Raw genomic sequence first — 15,953 nt, 5'->3', positions numbered from 1 at the left:
AGCCCACCCCTCCCTCCCGTAGCCAGGCCAAAGCAACCGCCAACACCAAACACGCCACGAAGGTGGATCCCATCAGCAGCAGGGCACAGAGCTCGCCCGCCGAGAGAGGCCGGGTTTCCATGCGCAGCTCGAGAGAATCCGTATGAAGGGATCCCCTCCCGTTGAGGGATCCCGTTTCGACCGTCACCGCCCGCAGGCTGGCATCGTAGATGGCCCGTTTCGCCGGGTTGCTGAGGACAAGGTAGGCTTCCTGGAGTTCTTGGAAGCAACGAATCGCCACCTCTGGCGCCAGAGGAGAAGTGTCGGGATGGTAGCGTTTGCTCAACTGCCGGTAGGCCCGCCGAATGGCCTCAGGAGATGCCCCTGGAGACAGGCCCAGCCGCTGGTAGTAGGTAAGAGAGGTCAACGAGCGCATGCCAGTCGCTAAACAACCAAGACCGGGAGGCAGCAGAACAGCTCTCAAGAGAGCCTGACCCCAATGTAAACCACTCTTCTGGCTATGGGGATCCCTGCTGCCGGGCTTTATTCTTCTCCCTCCTCTTCTTCGGACTTGGCTTTGGGGTAGTAGAAGCCGGTGTTGCGACCGCTGAGAATGGCGCGCCCAATGGTCATCGCCCGCTGGGCCTGCAGCTTGGCTTTGCCCAGCCAGACAGCATACCGCCTGCGACTGCGGGCTTTGGAGGTTTTCTTCTTGGGAACAGGCATAGCTTGTACAAAAACACAGCTTTACTAGGCTAGCACTGGGCTTGCACGCTCGATCCCGTTCTGAACCTGGCCCAATTGGGTCAAGCTTTTCCGGCAACTTACAAAGGGCGAGCGTCTCTGCCCAACCTTAACTGTTGAGATCTGTCAACTCCTCTGTGCAAACCCTCTTCATCCCTTTTCCCAAAGGCCTCGAAGTCGGTAGAGTATAGGACATCTTCTGGAACAGGCGGCCAGGCGACATTGGTCATCCTCCCCCGGAAGCTCTTTTGGGTGCAAGCTAAGAATGGACTGTGGCCACCTCCTCGATCCAGGAGATCGCTCAATCATGCGCAACCTCTCTTCCATCTTGTTGTTCGGGATCCCGCTGCTGAGCTTGGGTTGGACGGGGATCCCAGTGGCTGCCCAATCCACCAATCCGGAGCTGTGCCAGAAGTTTCCCCAAGACCTTCGCTGCAATCTCTCTGCCCCCAGCCAGGTAGGACAAGCGCCTCAACCCAGCACTCGCCCGCGCGTTGCGGTTTTGGATTTTGATTTCAGCAGCCTCAGCAATTCCTACAGCCTGCGCGAGGCTTCCCGGGGGGTGAGCGATCTGCTGGTGGATCGGCTGGTGAGAGATGGCACTTTTTCTGTTATCGAGCGCTCGCGGCTGGACGCGATCTTGGCCGAGCAGAACTTGGGGCTATCAGGGCGGTTGGATGCCAACACCGCCGCTCAGGTGGGCCGGATCCTCGGGGTCGATGCAGTGATCCTCGGCAGTGTTACCCAGTTCGATGTGTCGGTGCGCCGTTCCGGCGGTGGGGCGCCGGTCTTAACCCCCTTCGGCAGCTTTCCGCTGGCGGTGGGGGCCGAGTCGGTGGATGCCGATGCCAACGTGCAGCTCAATGCCCGCCTGGTGAGCACCAGCACGGCCGAGATCTTGGCCGTGGTCGAGGGCCGGGGCAACGCCAGCCAGTCGGATAGCACGGTCACGGTTGCCGGCTTTGGCGGGGGATCCGCCACCAGCAACGAAGAAAAGCTGCTGGTTTTGGCCAGCCAGCAGGCGGTGGAGCAAATTGCCCAGCAGTTGGCCGGTTTTGCCAGTCGCTTGGCAGCCCAGCCCCGCTCTTTGCCGACGGTGGATGCCTTGGTGGCGGATGTCTACGGCAATCAGGTGATCTTGAACAAGGGCAGCCGCGACGGCTATCGCGTGGGATTGATCCTTTCTGTGGAGCGCGTCGTTCGCGAGGTTAAGGATCCGGCCACAGGAGCAGTCCTACGCAAATTGACCGAGCCAGCTGGCCAAATTCAACTGACAGAGGTGGATCAGGGATCCAGTGTGGGCCGCATTCTCAGCGGCTCTGGCTTTAAGGTGGGAGATGTAGCCAAGCCACTTCAATAGAAGTCCACCGGCTACTCCCCCGTAACTTGCTTCACCAGCAGGTTGGGGCTATTCGTTGCGCTTTGGGATCCCTACCATTCCGCTCTGGGCGGATTGGATAATGGTTCTGGCAGGGCCAACCCAAGAGCTGGTACAACTACAGCCAACCAAGGCAAAGGGAGAAGATGAAGGCTTTTGTTGCAGGGGCTACGGGAGAAACGGGGCGGCGCATCGTCAAAGAGTTGGTGGGCCGCGGCATCCCGGTACGGGCGCTGGTGCGCAGCCGCGAGCTGGCCGCACAGGTTCTTCCCCCCGAAGCGGAAGTGGTGGTGGGAGATGTGCTGGACCCGGCCACGCTAAGGGCCGGCATGGAGGGATGTACGGTAGTGCTCTGTGCTACAGGGGCTAGGCCCAGTTGGGATCCCTTTCTGCCTTACCGAGTGGATTATGAAGGCACCAAGAACTTAGTGGATGTGGCCAAAGCCCAAGGGATCCAACACTTTGTTTTGATTTCTTCTCTGTGCGTGTCCCAGTTGTTCCATCCCCTCAACCTGTTTTGGCTGATCTTGGTGTGGAAAAAACGAGCCGAAGAATACTTGCAAAACAGCGGCCTCACCTACACCATCATTCGGCCAGGGGGCCTGAAAAACCAGGACAACGAGGATGGCATTGTCCTCTCCCAGGCTGACACTCTCTTTGAGGGCAGCATCCCTCGCCTCAAGGTAGCTCAAGTGGCTGTTGAAAGCCTGTTCCAGCCGGCAGCAAAAAACCGCATCTTCGAGATCATCGCTAAGCCCGGCGTTCCCAGGCGGGAGTGGAGTGACCTCTTTGCCCTAGCAAGCTAGGGCCCCGTCGGAAGAAAAGTAGTATAGGGATCTCACGCCCGAGGCTGAGGGCGTTATAATCTCCCCAGCCCTAGCGGAGATCCCTGAGATGGCTGTGCAACTCTTGCCTCAGTGTGAGAACTTACGGGAGCATGTTGAAACGATTCTAAACCTTTGGCAGCAGGATCCCACGCTTTCGGGGAAGCAAGATACAACCCGAGTTCAGGCTTCACTGAGCAAGGCTATTTCCCCAACTTTTGAGATTGTCTTTGCCGGTGCTTTTAGCGCTGGCAAGTCGATGCTGATCAACGCCTTGTTGGAAAGGGAGCTTCTCTATAGCGCCGAAGGACACGCCACAGGGACAGAGTGCTACATCTCCTATGCAGAGCCTGACGCCGAGAGGGTAGTACTCACCTTCCTCAGCGAGCGGCAGGTGCAGGAACAGATGGCTGCCTTCTGCACTCGCTTAGGCTTGACCCTACCCAGCGGCAACAACCTAGAGGAAGTCACCCTCAATCGCCTAAAAGAGCAGGCTGAGGCCATTGTTCAGCAGGAGGGCGGCAAAAGTAAGTCGGAACGAGCAAAGCAGGCAGATGCGCTGCGCTTATTAATTGAAGGTTTCCAGCAAAACCGCGCCAGAATTCACCCAACCGAAAACAGAGTATTTTCGATGGAACAGCTTAACCTTGGCAACCTAAGAGAAGCGGCCAGCTTTGCGCGGCGCGGTGCCAATAGTGCAGTTCTGCGGAAGATTGAGTACTACTGCCATCATCCTCTATTAGAAGACGGAAACGTTATTGTCGATACCCCTGGAATTGATGCTCCGGTTAAAGCGGATGCCGAGCGCACCTATCAAAAAATTGCCGATCCAAACACTTCCGCAGTTGTCTGTGTCCTCAAGTGTGCTACAACAGGTGAGCTGACTAAAGAAGAAACAGAACTCATTGAGCACATCCAAAGTAGCGAAAGTATTCGCGATCGAGTTTTTTATGTGTTCAATCGCATTGATGAAACTTGGTACAACTCCCAGCTAAGGCAGAGATTAGAGACCATCATTGACCAGCAGTTTCGTCAAGCTCGCCTATTTAAAACTAGTGCCCTGCTTGGCTTCTACGGCTCGCAGATCAGGGAAACGACTCGAGAAACAAGGTTTGGTCTGGATACCATTTTTGCAGAAAGTATAAAAGAGCTAGGTGGCAGAGAGCAGACACCTCAATTTATTAGCGAATTTGTCAAGTACTGTAGCTCCTCAGGCAGGCTTGTGGGATCCCCCTTCCGCCCTTCGGTGCACGGCTATGAGACTCCTATCGATAACTACGTTCGAATTCTAAGCGAGTGGGGCAAGCCCTTGATTGAGTACATGATCAAAGATAGCGGCATAGAAGAATTTCTCAGTGGGATTACTCGCTATTTGAAGGAAGAAAAGCGCCCGCAGTTGTTTATAGCTCTTGCCGATGACCTGCAGCCTCTGTGTATTGAGCTCAGAAAGTCCTACCTAGATCTTTATAGAGACCTAGACAGCCAGCCTAGAGAAGTTGATAGCATGATTGCCCATGAGTTAATGCTTATTAATCAGCAGTTGAATAGGATTGGTCAAGAGTTCGATGAACATATTCAAACTATGGTTAACGAAATTATTGACGGAACGGATAAAGAGTTTGAGTATGACTTCCGAAGGCTGCAGGCCAAGATGGTGCGTAGGCTGGATGAGCTTCTGGACACATTCTCAATAGATAGTGCCTATAGCCAAGCTGTCCGCATCCACCACCGTAACTCCACGGCTCCCTTTTTGGCTGTGCTGGTTGAGGCTCTTTACTACCTATCAAATCACCTAGAGGATATACTGGTCGAGTCTGCCACCACAGTTGTGGAGAACTCCTTCCGGCGGATTATTGATCGGGTACGCAGTTCAGACTACTACAAGCAGTTGTTTCGCCTACTGGGATCCGACGGTGATCTAGAGAAAAAACTACTAGAGGTTAAGGAAAAAGTTTGCACTGCATTAGTCAGCGGCGCTCGAAAAGAGTGCGATCGGTATCTAAGAGAAAGTCCTCGCTTCTATGACGAGGGCACTTTCTCCATTTACCAGTTCCGGGAAGTTTTAAAGCAAACATCTCAGTCCTACGATATTTCCGCTATTCGAGATGCGGAGCCGGGGATCCGGCAATTGCTGAAGCTTGACTTTGAGCCCAAAGTCAGCCAGACAATACGCTCTAACTTCCGGCAAGAAACCAACAATACCCTCAAGACTCAGCTCTTGCCCGTTGCTAAGGAAGTGGCTGATGAAATTCTGCAAAAGTATCCCGAAGCAAAGCAATTTATGGAAGCGACACTTAGAAAGGAAGCAGAAGAAAGAATTACCTTAAACCAACAGCGTCTAAGGGATCTAGAAGCAAAGATCGATAGCTACAACCAAGCCGTTTCTGGGATTAACCTATGCTTACAGGCTATGGGCCTAGGTCGTGAACTTTTGCCCTCGATTTCTTTACTGAAACCTTCTTCGACCGGTGAATTAGCTGACAGCTCAGCAGGTTCTTCCGAGCAGCCAGCGAGCGAAAGTGAGCCGAGTGATGAGATCTCTGACTTAGGTAAGATTTTCCCCGAGCTGGACAGCATACTTGACGATCTGAGATAAAGCAGTTTGTTTCTCCCTACTATTTGAGGAGGTGAAGTTTTGTTGCCTAAGTCCCTGCCCTTGCAGCAATACTTAGAAGGGATCCTCTCTGTAGGGGAGAAAACTTTCAAGGTTGCTAGCCTGGTCAAAGCTGCCCAAGAGGATTTGGCCAAAAAGGAAGAGCTCAATCGCTTGTTTATTGCAGCCTTGAGATCCTCGGGGATCCTCCCACCGGAAAACCTGATTAGTATTGCCAGTAGCCTTCTTGCCCCTAAACCCGAAGAAAAGCTACTGCAAGAAACCAAGTGGTTTGATCAGGGCCTGACCTGTCAGCTCTTGGTGCCGGGTAAGAAGGAGTGGGAGAAAGGCAGGGTCAGATTGCGGATCACTGTAGAGTTTGAGCCAGAGCGTACGGGCTCAGAGAGTAGCGATGGATCTTCTCTGGATGACCTTCGCACAGACAAGGAGTAGCTTAAGTTAGCGGGATGCATTAGGAGGCTGGGTCAGTGTCAAGCAACGATCAACCTCAGGATCGCTTTGTCGAGATAGATGCTTCTCCAAACACCGTCGTTGATATAGGAGGACGCCTGATCTACTCAAAAGAGTTTATTGAGGCTTGCTTGGAAAGTGCTTATGATAACTTTGGATCTCGTTTATCTGACAAACTTAGAGCCAGAAACATTTCATTTAACTATGGCTTGGTTAATTTTGGCAAAATAACTGATGCGAGAGGGATCCCTGCTAAACTTTTACGTCCTAGCTTGCCATGGGTTGATGGCAGAGTTAGGGTAAGGCTAATAGTTGAGTTTGAGCCAGAAGATCCAGGATCAGCAAGCGATGGATCTTCTCTGGATGACCTTCGAAAGGATGCCGATTAGCCAGGTCTGTTAGCACTAGGAAACAAGACATGCTTGACTCGATACTTCTCAAAGCAGATGATAAAGAAACTGCCGTTGCGATTGGCGACCAAATCTATCTTCCTAGTGTTTTGCACAGTGCAATTATTGATTACCTTCTTGCAGATATTGCACTAACAAATAGACACCTTCACTCAAAAAAGGTTCACATAGAAATTAGAGCTTTAGTAGAGGGAGTAAAATCCCGAATCTTACAACCTAGAAAGGATTGGGCTGAGGGCAAGATATCCCTTAAAGTTTGTCTCGAGTTTACTCCCGATAGTCCATCCCGAAATTCTGAAGAGAATCTAGATATTTTTCGCGCTACAGGTGAGTAGTGAATGAAGGAGAAAAAACCTGGTGAGAGGATCCCGATCCCAGCATCTGTGCGGGAGTATGTCTTCCAAAGGGATGGCTTCCGCTGCCGCAGTTGTGGCAAATCGCCCCCAGAGGTGCAGCTTCAGGTTGATCACATCGTCCCCCTTGCCCAGGGCGGCAGCAACGACATCAGCAACTTGCAAACCCTGTGCAAAGTCTGTAATCAGCGCAAAAAGGACAGGTGGGATCCCCGCTTTCGCCGCCATTTCGATCTCTAGGGAGCTGAGATCTACCTCAAACAACAGGCGGAAAGCTCAAAAAGGGCGGGCGGGTGAGGATCCCTGCTACAGAACCGACTTCCACCTCCCACCCTTCAGCCGGCTCGAACTTGGTGCGCACATAGCCCAAGCCCCAGTAGCCTTGGGAGGTGGAACCAGCGCTGGTCAACACACCAATCTTTTCTCCTTGCCGCACGATGTCGGCACCGGGCTGAGCCTCGCCCTGGAGGCGGATCCCCCAGAGGGTTTGGCGGATGCGCCGGTAGGTTACCTGCTTGGCCAAGACTTCCTGGCCAATGTAACACCCTTTGGAGAGGGAAATGGCGTGCCATAGGCCGGCTTCCAGAGGGTTGTAGTCGGGGGTTAGCTCGCGGTCGGCGGCGGGGCGACCGGCCTCCAGGCGCAGGGCTTCCCAAAGTTCAGGTGAGGCCAGCTCCGCTCCAGCTTGCAGCAGGCAGTCGGCAAGGGCGGCTTTGTGCTCTAGGTTGCCCCAGAGGGTAAATCCCGGCTGGGCAAGGCCGCTGCCACAGGCCAAATGGACAGGGATCCCCTGAATCGCCACCTGGCGGTGTTCGTACAGTTTTGTCGGGATCTCTTCTGCAGCCACCACCTTCTCCAGAAGAGCCTGGCTCTGGGGGCCAATTAGCCCAAAGGCAAAGGTCTGGTCAGTCGCATCGGCTAGCTGGGCCCCCCGCACAAAGGGCAACATACGCCCCAGGCTCTGCATCAGCAGGCTGCGCCGCTGCGGCGAAGTCCAGATCCAGGAAGCCTCTTCTTCCACATACACCGTGGCCAGATCGAGGATCCCTGCTGCGGGGCTAACGAAAACCGTATCCGCCCCTTGGCCGGGAGCAAGGGCCTTAAGATTCTGGGTGCTCTGGCTGTGCAAATAGTCCAAGCCGGGGGATCCCTGCAGGCGTAGGCGACCCCATTCAGAGCGATCCAAAAGCAGGGATCCCCTCTGCGCGGCGGCTTGCTCTTGCGTGGTCAAGGTGGTGTGAACAGCAGAAATAACAGACATCGCTCACCCCAGGGGTGCTCTTTGGTTTTCTTCCCTACCCTAGAATAGGCTAGTTTACCCTAGCGTCTGTGGCAGATCCTTGGTGTACTGACTGTGATCGAGGTTGAGGTTCACCAACAGTTGCGACAGCTTTTGCGGCAGTCTCCCGAAGCCGTGTGGCCCCATCAGTTGACGATGGCCCGCATGGTGGCCCGGGGATTGCGGTTGGGTCGCAGCACCTTGATCCAAGTGCCTGCTGGGGGCCAGCACCGCCTCAGCTATCTGCTGCCAGCCTTGATGTGGCCGCATGCCACGTTGCTCTGTGCCACGGTGCCCGTGCAGGCGCAAATCTTGGGAGAAGAGATCCCTTGGCTCCGGCAGACCCTGCAGTTGCACAAGCCCGTCCTGCAAAAAGACCGTTGGCCAGATCCCGATTTTCAGGGGCTGCTGTTGGTAGATCCCCTGGATTGGCTGCGGGCTCGCCTAAGGGGAGCCGAGGTACCGACCGGGATCCCTCTGATCCTAGACGGAGCCGAAGACCTGGAAGATTGGGCCTACCAGGCGCTGACGGTCACCCTGGAAGCCAGTCACTGGCAGCAGCTCCGGCAGATCTTCCCTGCCGAGGCGGAGCGGCTTTCCCAGGCCCAGGTGAATTTGGCCCTGCAGCTTTTGCGGCGACCGCTTTCCCGCTGCCTGCTCCAGGCGGATGAACAGGTTCACCTGGAGGCAGCGCTGTCTCTGGTGGTAGGCTACGCCGGCTGGCTGCCAGATCCTTGGGATCAAATCCGCTGCAGGCTTAGCGCCGAGGGGGATCCCACCTCCCGCTGGGTTTGGTGGGCAGAAACTGACCGCGAGACTGGTCGCCTCACCCTTCACCACAGCCCGGCAGCTCTACACGAGTGGCTGGCGCCCATCTGGGCCACTCAGCCGGTGGTGATCATCGGCGAGGCCCTGGATCTGGATCGGCAGGCGGAGGCCTATCGTTGGCGCCTGGGCTTGCCAGATCTGACACCCTTGCGCTTCAGCTCAGGCGAGGATTGGATCCGTTCCGGCGGGGAGCCTTTGCCGAGCCTTTCCCTCTACTTGCCGCGGCTGCCCTTGCCCAACAGCCCCCTCTTTCGGGAGCACCTGTTGCAGGAGCTAAGGAGCCTGATCCCGCAGGTGCAGGGCTTTGTGGTGGTGCTGGTGTCGGATCAACCTCTGCAGGTACAGGTGGGGGCTGCTTTGGCTGCCGAATTTGGCTCGCGGGTACGGGTAAACAGCCTATTTCCCGGAGAAAAGGGCATTTTGGTCTGCGACTGGCCCTACTGGTTGCAGCACAAGGCCAGCCTACCCTGTCCAGAGCTGCTGGCGATTGCCACTCTGCCTTTTCCCTCGATGGAGGATCCAAGAGTGGCCGGACGGGTGCAGTATCTGCAGCGCACCCAGCAGGACTGGTTCCGCCAATACCTCTTGCCAGTGGCGGCCAGCCAATTGCAGCGGGCTGTCGCCCCTCTGCGGCAAGGCGCAGAAGCAGATGAAGCCTCCGGCTTGCCCACCCGCTGGGTGGCGATTTTGGATAGCCGCATCGTTGCCCGCAGCTATGGCGTTGCCCTCCTCAATGCCTTGGGACCAACCCTGCGCATCCAGCAGCGCAGCCAATTGTTCGTTTAGGGATCCCTGGGCTTCTTGGCCTTGCCTTCAGCCCCTCTTCCTCAGGGAGAGGGGAGAGAGATAGGCAGATTTGTATCCTAGGAAGCCAAAGCCAACGGGGATCCGGGCTATTCTGAGTTCAGTCTACTCTCAGCTTCCTCCTCAGAAATCATGACCAGTCCTGCTCTCAGCCCCGATACAGAACGGCGCGCCCAAGCAGTTTGGAAGCCGTTGCGCCAGGCCATTGTGGAAAGCTCGGGCTTCCGAGGATGGCTCCAAGGACGGGAACTGCCCAGCCAGGAGTCTGAGCTGGATCGTTTGGTACATTGCTACCTCGAGCAAACCCTCTCTCACCTGGCCTACTAGGATCCCCATAACCCCAGCCAAAGGGGCAGGGTAAACAAAGCTGCCAAGTAGCCTACGGCCAGGGCCGTTACAGTAAGCTCCCGATCCAAGTCGTATTCTTCCGTGAGCACCAGGGTGGCAATAGCAGGGGGCATGCCAGCCTGCAAAGTTAGCACCAGCTTGGCCAAGGGGGGATAGGGAGTCAAGGTTAACCCCAGGCCAACCAAGAGAGGGACAATCACAATTTTGATGAGGAGAGCCACGGCGGCAGGGCGAAAGGATCCCCAGCGTTTTACTTGGGCCAGTCGGATCCCGAGGAGCAGCAGGCTGAGGGGAATCGTGCTCCAGGCGAAGGCAACCAATCCTTGAGAGAGCCACCCCGGCAGGGGTTGGCGAGCTAGAGCTAGGCCGACAAAGAAGGCCCACAGGGTGGGGCTGCTCAGCAGTCGAGTCGCTGCCTGCCAGGGAGGAGGGTGGGAGGGGCTGTGGTGGCTGGCCACCCAAACCCCCAGCCCGTAGGCTGTAAAGAGCGTGCCCAACAGGTCGTAAAACAGGGCCCAGCCAAAGTAGGCGCTCCCGGCCACCGCCAAGCAGATGGGGTAACCCAAATAACCCGTATTTCCCAGGGTGGCTGTCAGATAGAAGCTGCCGCGCCGCCCCCTGCTCCAAAGCCAGGGATCCCCATCTTTGTTCCCCTGCCAGGCGTGGTGTTGCCATCTTAGCCAGGCGTTGGCCAGGGCAAATCCTAGCCCGGTTGCCAGCCAGCAGACCAACGGGGCCACCCAGATCTGGCCGGAGAGATCTACCCCCCGCATAAATCCAATTGTGCCCAGGGGCACCCCTACCCAAAACATGAAGCGGCCCAGCGCATGGGGAGACAGCCAGCGGCTCCAAGTAGGGGGCAGCCTCCTTTGCAGGAGAAACCCCAGCAGTGTCCAGCCCAAGAGGGGGAGATAAACCTGGAAAAGTGTGGTGAGCACGCCCAAGTGGCCCTAGGAGGGAGAGGAAGCGGATCCCAGCCTTGTCCTGGCAATCCATCAGGCAGGGATCTGCTGCTGTTCACGCAGGGCAAAGATGCGCAGAATCACCTCTTCTACCACCCGGTCTGGGGTAGAGGCACCGGAGGTGATGCCGATCTGCACCGGCCCATCGGGCAACCAACCCTCGGTAACAATTGGGTCTTGGTGGAGGGGCTTGTGGCGGATGCAGTTGGGGGGCTGGATGCAGTCGGGGCCATCGATGTGGAAAGAGGGCAGCCCCTTGGCCAGGGCAATTTCCTGCAGGTGAGTGGTATTGGAGGAATTGAACCCGCCGATTACCACCACCACGTCCAAGGGCCGCTCCAGCAGCTCAAACATGGCATCCTGCCGTTCTTGGGTGGCGTTGCAGATGGTGTTGAAGCTCATGAAGTGGTTATCCAGCTCCTGGGGGCCATATTTGCGCAGCATCGTGGTCTCAAACAGCTTGGCAATGGCGCGCGTTTCCCCCTCCAGCATCGTGGTTTGGTTGGCAATGCCAATCCGCTCCAGATCCCGATCCGGATCGAAGCCGGGAGACGTGGCCTTGCCGAAGCGCCGCCGAAATTCTGCCGCATCTCCGCCTTCCAAAATGTAGCGGGCGACCCATTGCGCTTCTTCCAGGTTCAGCACCACCAGATATTTCTCGGCAAAAGAGCTGGTGGCTACGGTTTCTTCGTGGTTGTACTTGCCGTGGATGACAGAGGTGAATTGGGCGGCGCGGTGTTTGTCCACCTGGTTCCACACGCGGGACACCCAGGGGCAGGTGGTATCGACGATCTCGTTGCCCTGCGACCGGAAAAACTCCATCTCCGATACGCTGGCCCCAAAGGCAGGCCAGATCACCACGTCCTCGGGCCGGATCTGGGAGAAGTCCTTTTTGCCATCCGGGCCTTTCTCCACAAAGCGGATCCCCATCTCCTGTAGGTGGCGGTTGACCAGAGGGTTGTGGATGATCTCGTTGGTGATCCAGATCTGCCGATCCGGAAAGCGGCGCCGCGCTTCGTAGGCATATTCCACCGCCCGCTCCACACCCCAGCAGAAGCCAAACGCCTTGGCCAGATGGATGGTGATATCCCCCTGCCGATAGCAGTAGGACTGGGCGCGGATCTGCTCCACCAGCGAGCTTTTGTAGGTGGTTTGCAGCTCCCGTTGGGCTTGATCCTTGTGCTCTTCAAACCCTTTGGCAAAGTAGGTGCTGGAGCTGCGCAGAGCCTTGCGCAGGGCACGCGGATCCTGGGGGGAGCTAGCCGGAGAAGAGGGTTGGGAATGAGGCATGGTTGTCACTTGGTCTGTGCACCGCTAACAGCAAAGGGATCCTCTCTCAGCTTACGCCCTGTCTTGAGTGGGTAGGTCACCCCGGCGGCAGGACAGCCCCCAAAAATCCGAAGGGATCCCAGACTCGATCCACAAGAGCCAGGGCAGCTACCGAGAGATTGCGCTCTCAGGAGGCGGCTGATCTTGCCTTTCCAGTTGCTGCAGCCGTTCCTGGAGCTGACGGGCAGTCAGGGAGAAGCTGCGCCCCGGCCAAAGCAAAGAGCCTAGCCCCGCCGTCAACAGACCCAGGCCGATGGCCGCGGCGATGAGAAACCCCAAGGGGAGCTCCACCGAGCGCCACATTAGAAAATAGACGGTCAGAGGGGTGGGGTTTTGTCCGGCCAGGACTGCCACTCCCAAAGCCAACAGCAGTGTCAAGGCCAAGTGGAACAGCAGCAGCATGAGGGATCCCGTCGCAACAGTTCTATTCTGCCTTGCTGGCCGACGGCGCAGGCCAGGGCTGCACTGTGCCATCGGGCAGGATGGCGCCGCTTAGGTCGGCACCAATCAGCACCGCTCCGCCTATTTTTGCCGCGCTCAGATCGGATCCCTGCAGTTGGGCACGGGTTAGCTTGGCTTCCCACAGGTAGGCCCCGTGCAAGTTGGCTTCCCGCAAATCGGCAAAGCTGAGATCGGCGCCAATGAGGTTGGCTTCCCAAAGGTTGGCACCGCGCAGGTTGGCCCCCATCAGGTTGGCGGAGCTGAGATCGGCTCCACGCAGATCCGCCTCCTGCAAGTTAACCCCGCTCAGCTTGCCAAAGGAGAGGTTGGCCCCTCTCAGATTCACCCCCTGCAGGGTGGCACGCACCAAGTCCACACCCACCAGGTTGGATTCTTGAAAGTTGCGCTCGCCGGCGGCATAGTTTGCCAGCAGCTCATCTGCAGTGGTCACTCGGGGCATGGCCGGGTACCCCCAATCGCCGAGTTTATCCAGCAACCCTTAATTGCCAAATGAGGTGCTGATGACTCAATGCTAGATGTTGGCCATTATACCGTCTATCTACAGCCGCTCGCGGTTCACGGCGGGCAAGAAGGGATCCCCGCCGCTGTCTCATCTGCCCTCTGGGGAGAGGGCGGGGTTGCTTCTGCTACCTTTTGGATGTGCAGCTCCAAGTAGCCGGTGGCCGGATCCGGCTGACGGGAGAAGCGGTACTCCAGGCTGTCGGCAAGGACAATCTCGGCGGTGGTGTAGATGAGGCAGCCGGGGCGCAGGTGCCCTCCCCAAGTTCGGCCTTGGGCATCGGCAACAGCCAGATGAAGATGGACGCCGTCCGGGCACAGGGATCCGCTCAGGGACAGGATCTCCAGGCACTCCGACAAGAGGTGATCCTCTGTTTGGTCGGCCAGGCGCAGGGTGGCTTGGCTGAGGCTGCCAACAGCACTGAGGACAAAGGCTGCCTGCAAAGGTTGTTGGCGGGCAAAGCGCTCCAGCTCCTGCTTGAGGTCTTGGCCGGGCAGCAGGCGTAGGGGGTAGATCTTGAGGGATCCCGTGGGTAGAGGCTGTTGGCGGCCAGCAGCAGCAGCGCTCCCCGGTCGCCAGCCGGGCTTGACCACCGGGTAGGCACGGGCAATCACCAGGCAGTCGTCGGGTACAGGGTAGCGGGCAGGGATGGTGGAGCCGGCGGCAATGGTGACATCGGATCCCACCTTGAGGGGGGCCACCAGCACCGAGTTGGCGCCGGTCTTGCTGCGATCGCCGATTTCTGTGAAGTGCTTCTGCTGGCCGTCGTAGTTGGCGATGATCGTGCCGGCGCCGATGTTGACCTGGGATCCCAGCTTGGCGTCACCTAGGTAGGCCAGGTGGGCGGCGTTGGTGTGGGAGCCAATCTGAGTGTTTTTAACTTCCACAAAGTTGCCAATGCGGCAGCCGTCGCCAATGCAGCTATTGGGGCGGATATGGGCATAGGGCCCTATCCAGACATGGTTGCCGATCTGGCTGTGGCTGACCACCGAGTAGAGGATGTGGCAATCGGAGCCGATGGTGCTGGAGTCGATCCAACTGCCCGGCCCCAAGCGAGTACGCGGCCCGATGCGGCACCTCCCGCGCAGGTGGGTCTGGGCTTCGATCACCACATCGGGGGCCAATTCCACCGTCTCTTCCAGGCTGACGCTGTCGGGATCCACAAAAGTTACCCCTGCCTCCATCCAGGCTTCCTTGAGGCGATCCTGCAAAATCTGGTGGGCCTGGGCCAGTTGGCGGCGGTCGTTGATGCCAACGATTTCCTGAGGATCCTCAGCGTCTAGGGCAATGGCTTTCTCCAGTAGTTTAACCGCGTCGGTGAGATAGTACTCCTGCTGGGCGTTGTTCCGCTCCAAACTCGGCAGCACCCGGGCCAGGGCCGGCCAATGGAAACAGTAGACGCCGCTGTTGATGCGGCGATTTTGCCGTTGGGCCGGGGTGCAGTCCCGCTCTTCCACCAACTCCAGGATCCGCTGTTGAGCATCGCAAAACACCCGCCCATAGCCATAGGGATCCGCCACCTGGGCCGAGAGCAAGGTCACATCCGGCTGGACTTGGCGGTGGCGTTCCACCAGCGCCTGCAGGGTTTCCACCCGCAACAGAGGCACATCCCCGTTGACCACCAGCAGATCCCCCTGAAAGTCGCCGAGGACGGGCAACAGTTGCTGCACCGCGTGTCCGGTGCCCAGTTGCTGGGCCTGCTCCACAAATTCGACCGGGTACTCCCGCAGGGTCTGTCGCACCTGCTCCTGCCCGTAACCCACAATCACCAGACAGCGCTGGGGCGCTAGGGCCAGCACCGTGCGCAGCAGCCGCTCGATCAAAGACAGGGATCCCAGCTTGTGCAGCACCTTGGGCAATTGCGACCGCATGCGGGTGCCCTTGCCCGCTGCCAAGATTGCTACGGCTAGCTCCCGCTCTGCCATCTTTGCCCTCCGATCTGCCCCCATCAAGTATACGCGGCAGGCGCTGGTGTTCCCTCCCCCTCTGCCAAGCCCTGGGAAACTGCGCTAGCCTGGTGGCACGTGTAGGTGGGGCAGGGTATGGCCGAGAGCGAGGGCTCCGATACCCCTCTTCAAAAACGTCAGCGCTTGGTCCGCGAGGCAGCCGGCTGGCTGGCAGTGCTGGGGGTGCTGATCCCGGGACTGCAGCGCTTCTACATGGGCCACAAGCGCTGGGGCTGGGTGTACTTGCTGGTGGGGCTGATGGTGTTGGTTCCCTCTATTCCCCTGCAGATCCTCAGCTATGGGCTACGAGCGCTCTGCCTGCTGGAAGGGCTGTGGTTGCTTACCATGACCAATGAGGACTTCGATTTTCGCTTCAATCGGGATCTCATCGAGCTGGACTGGAGCAGCGCGAAAGGTCGGGAAGTCCGGGATCCCGAGCAGCAGTTGGAGCTCCAGTTGAAGCAGGGCTTGATTACCCGCGACGAATACGAGGAGCGCCGCCGCCACCTTCGCGAGATCTCTTGAGTGGGACTGCGATTGCTCCAAGATATTTCCGACCTACAGTCTGTTAATTTAAAATGGGGTACAGGTTTTAAGAGGGAGGAAGAGAGGCCAACCCATTCTTTGGATCTACGGCAAAGAGTTGTAGCAGCTTATCAGGCAGGTAAGACCTCTATCCGCCAGGTAGCCGAACGGTTCATGGTGACCAAAAGAACAGTACACCGCTGGGTGCGACAGTACCAA

19 protein-coding genes and 1 pseudogene are annotated in these 15,953 nt (G+C 57.5%); 11 read left to right on the top strand and 9 right to left on the bottom strand.

Annotated features, from left to right (window positions below):
* Nucleotides 1-415: J domain-containing protein (locus tag NW845_RS09880; RefSeq protein ID WP_414364221.1), on the bottom strand; the 415-nt coding region annotated here is incomplete at its 3' end.
* 107 nt (nucleotides 416-522) lie between these two features.
* The gene (locus NW845_RS09875) at nucleotides 523-705 is read right to left on the bottom strand and encodes a 50S ribosomal protein L32 (protein WP_011430004.1); all 183 of its coding nucleotides are present in this window, start codon (nucleotides 703-705) and stop codon (nucleotides 523-525) included.
* 325 nt (nucleotides 706-1,030) lie between these two features.
* On the opposite strand from NW845_RS09875, the gene NW845_RS09870 reads away from it, so the two are divergent.
* From NW845_RS09870 to NW845_RS09840, 7 genes are all read left to right on the top strand, one after another.
* Nucleotides 1,031-2,083 (top strand): CsgG/HfaB family protein, encoded by a 1,053-nt coding sequence (locus tag NW845_RS09870; protein ID WP_414364222.1) that lies wholly within the window; start codon nucleotides 1,031-1,033, stop codon nucleotides 2,081-2,083.
* A 164-nt stretch (nucleotides 2,084-2,247) separates the two neighbouring features.
* Nucleotides 2,248-2,907 (top strand): SDR family oxidoreductase, encoded by a 660-nt coding sequence (locus tag NW845_RS09865; RefSeq protein WP_414378355.1) that lies wholly within the window; start codon nucleotides 2,248-2,250, stop codon nucleotides 2,905-2,907.
* Nucleotides 2,908-2,995: 88 nt separating this feature from the next.
* On the top strand, nucleotides 2,996-5,521 hold the full coding sequence (locus tag NW845_RS09860; RefSeq protein WP_414378354.1) for a dynamin family protein: 2,526 nt from the start codon (nucleotides 2,996-2,998) through the stop codon (nucleotides 5,519-5,521).
* A 39-nt stretch (nucleotides 5,522-5,560) separates the two neighbouring features.
* Complete coding sequence (locus NW845_RS09855; RefSeq protein ID WP_414378353.1) at nucleotides 5,561-5,971, top strand: KGK domain-containing protein; 411 nt, start codon at nucleotides 5,561-5,563, stop codon at nucleotides 5,969-5,971.
* 35 nt (nucleotides 5,972-6,006) lie between these two features.
* Complete coding sequence (locus tag NW845_RS09850; RefSeq protein ID WP_414378351.1) at nucleotides 6,007-6,378, top strand: KGK domain-containing protein; 372 nt, start codon at nucleotides 6,007-6,009, stop codon at nucleotides 6,376-6,378.
* A gap of 29 nt (nucleotides 6,379-6,407) precedes the next feature.
* Nucleotides 6,408-6,734: a KGK domain-containing protein gene (locus tag NW845_RS09845; RefSeq protein WP_414378349.1), complete on the top strand. Its 327-nt coding sequence runs from the start codon at nucleotides 6,408-6,410 to the stop codon at nucleotides 6,732-6,734.
* A gap of 3 nt (nucleotides 6,735-6,737) precedes the next feature.
* The gene (locus NW845_RS09840) at nucleotides 6,738-6,992 is read left to right on the top strand and encodes an HNH endonuclease (protein WP_414364229.1); all 255 of its coding nucleotides are present in this window, start codon (nucleotides 6,738-6,740) and stop codon (nucleotides 6,990-6,992) included.
* A gap of 16 nt (nucleotides 6,993-7,008) precedes the next feature.
* Here the strand turns inward: NW845_RS09840 and NW845_RS09835 are convergent, their stop codons facing one another.
* Nucleotides 7,009-8,013, bottom strand: a complete 1,005-nt coding sequence (locus tag NW845_RS09835) for a YgfZ/GcvT domain-containing protein (RefSeq protein WP_414364230.1) — start codon at nucleotides 8,011-8,013, stop codon at nucleotides 7,009-7,011.
* A 93-nt stretch (nucleotides 8,014-8,106) separates the two neighbouring features.
* On the opposite strand from NW845_RS09835, the gene NW845_RS09830 reads away from it, so the two are divergent.
* Together NW845_RS09830 and NW845_RS09825 are read left to right on the top strand one after the other, a co-directional pair.
* Nucleotides 8,107-9,645, top strand: coding sequence for a hypothetical protein (locus tag NW845_RS09830; RefSeq protein WP_414364231.1), 1,539 nt, complete (start codon nucleotides 8,107-8,109; stop codon nucleotides 9,643-9,645).
* A 150-nt stretch (nucleotides 9,646-9,795) separates the two neighbouring features.
* A complete protein-coding gene (locus tag NW845_RS09825; protein ID WP_414364232.1) occupies nucleotides 9,796-9,990 on the top strand; it encodes a hypothetical protein in 195 nt (64 codons plus the stop codon).
* On the opposite strand, the gene NW845_RS09820 is transcribed toward NW845_RS09825, so the two are convergent.
* The 6 genes and pseudogenes from NW845_RS09820 to glmU form a co-directional block, all read right to left on the bottom strand.
* Nucleotides 9,987-10,949, bottom strand: a complete 963-nt coding sequence (locus NW845_RS09820; protein ID WP_414370783.1) for an AEC family transporter — start codon at nucleotides 10,947-10,949, stop codon at nucleotides 9,987-9,989. The two genes, NW845_RS09825 and NW845_RS09820, sit on opposite strands and share 4 nt — an antisense overlap.
* A 57-nt stretch (nucleotides 10,950-11,006) precedes the next feature.
* Nucleotides 11,007-12,263: a 4-hydroxy-3-methylbut-2-enyl diphosphate reductase gene (locus NW845_RS09815; RefSeq protein WP_414364234.1), complete on the bottom strand. Its 1,257-nt coding sequence runs from the start codon at nucleotides 12,261-12,263 to the stop codon at nucleotides 11,007-11,009.
* 147 nt (nucleotides 12,264-12,410) lie between these two features.
* Nucleotides 12,411-12,704: a lipopolysaccharide assembly protein LapA domain-containing protein gene (locus tag NW845_RS09810; RefSeq protein ID WP_414364235.1), complete on the bottom strand. Its 294-nt coding sequence runs from the start codon at nucleotides 12,702-12,704 to the stop codon at nucleotides 12,411-12,413.
* A gap of 22 nt (nucleotides 12,705-12,726) precedes the next feature.
* The gene (locus NW845_RS09805; RefSeq protein ID WP_414378347.1) at nucleotides 12,727-13,203 is read right to left on the bottom strand and encodes a pentapeptide repeat-containing protein; all 477 of its coding nucleotides are present in this window, start codon (nucleotides 13,201-13,203) and stop codon (nucleotides 12,727-12,729) included.
* A gap of 116 nt (nucleotides 13,204-13,319) precedes the next feature.
* Nucleotides 13,320-13,856, bottom strand: a complete 537-nt coding sequence (locus NW845_RS09800; RefSeq protein WP_414378358.1) for a PPC domain-containing DNA-binding protein — start codon at nucleotides 13,854-13,856, stop codon at nucleotides 13,320-13,322.
* Nucleotides 13,839-15,188 (bottom strand): annotated as a pseudogene (gene glmU, locus NW845_RS09795) (bifunctional UDP-N-acetylglucosamine diphosphorylase/glucosamine-1-phosphate N-acetyltransferase GlmU); the annotation flags it as partial. The gene NW845_RS09800 and the pseudogene glmU, both read right to left, overlap by 18 nt.
* A gap of 117 nt (nucleotides 15,189-15,305) precedes the next feature.
* On the opposite strand from glmU, the gene NW845_RS09790 reads away from it, so the two are divergent.
* Together NW845_RS09790 and NW845_RS09785 are read left to right on the top strand one after the other, a co-directional pair.
* The gene (locus NW845_RS09790) at nucleotides 15,306-15,734 is read left to right on the top strand and encodes an SHOCT domain-containing protein (protein WP_414378346.1); all 429 of its coding nucleotides are present in this window, start codon (nucleotides 15,306-15,308) and stop codon (nucleotides 15,732-15,734) included.
* A 99-nt stretch (nucleotides 15,735-15,833) separates the two neighbouring features.
* On the top strand, nucleotides 15,834-15,953 hold a 120-nt coding region (locus tag NW845_RS09785; RefSeq protein ID WP_414378356.1), incomplete at its 3' end, for a helix-turn-helix domain-containing protein.

The organism is Synechococcus sp. H60.2 (assembly GCF_047462315.1).
GTDB lineage: Bacteria > Cyanobacteriota > Cyanobacteriia > Thermostichales > Thermostichaceae > Thermostichus.
The sequence above is the reverse complement of the archived record's forward strand: the minus strand, read 5'-3'. Positions and strand labels throughout refer to the sequence as shown.

What these genes read in the sequence shown, in the direction of transcription:
- NW845_RS09860 (WP_414378354.1), top strand. Translation starts at nt 2,996, where the DNA reads ATGGCTGTGCAACTCTTGCCTCAGTGTGAGAACTTACGGGAGCATGTT.
- NW845_RS09865 (WP_414378355.1), top strand. Translation starts at nt 2,248, where the DNA reads ATGAAGGCTTTTGTTGCAGGGGCTACGGGAGAAACGGGGCGGCGCATC.
- NW845_RS09870 (WP_414364222.1), top strand. Translation starts at nt 1,031, where the DNA reads ATGCGCAACCTCTCTTCCATCTTGTTGTTCGGGATCCCGCTGCTGAGC.
- NW845_RS09875 (WP_011430004.1), bottom strand. Translation starts at nt 705, where the DNA reads ATGCCTGTTCCCAAGAAGAAAACCTCCAAAGCCCGCAGTCGCAGGCGG.
- NW845_RS09845 (WP_414378349.1), top strand. Translation starts at nt 6,408, where the DNA reads ATGCTTGACTCGATACTTCTCAAAGCAGATGATAAAGAAACTGCCGTT.
- NW845_RS09790 (WP_414378346.1), top strand. Translation starts at nt 15,306, where the DNA reads ATGGCCGAGAGCGAGGGCTCCGATACCCCTCTTCAAAAACGTCAGCGC.
- NW845_RS09825 (WP_414364232.1), top strand. Translation starts at nt 9,796, where the DNA reads ATGACCAGTCCTGCTCTCAGCCCCGATACAGAACGGCGCGCCCAAGCA.
- NW845_RS09835 (WP_414364230.1), bottom strand. Translation starts at nt 8,013, where the DNA reads ATGTCTGTTATTTCTGCTGTTCACACCACCTTGACCACGCAAGAGCAA.
- NW845_RS09810 (WP_414364235.1), bottom strand. Translation starts at nt 12,704, where the DNA reads ATGCTGCTGCTGTTCCACTTGGCCTTGACACTGCTGTTGGCTTTGGGA.
- NW845_RS09840 (WP_414364229.1), top strand. Translation starts at nt 6,738, where the DNA reads ATGAAGGAGAAAAAACCTGGTGAGAGGATCCCGATCCCAGCATCTGTG.
- NW845_RS09815 (WP_414364234.1), bottom strand. Translation starts at nt 12,263, where the DNA reads ATGCCTCATTCCCAACCCTCTTCTCCGGCTAGCTCCCCCCAGGATCCG.
- NW845_RS09805 (WP_414378347.1), bottom strand. Translation starts at nt 13,203, where the DNA reads ATGCCCCGAGTGACCACTGCAGATGAGCTGCTGGCAAACTATGCCGCC.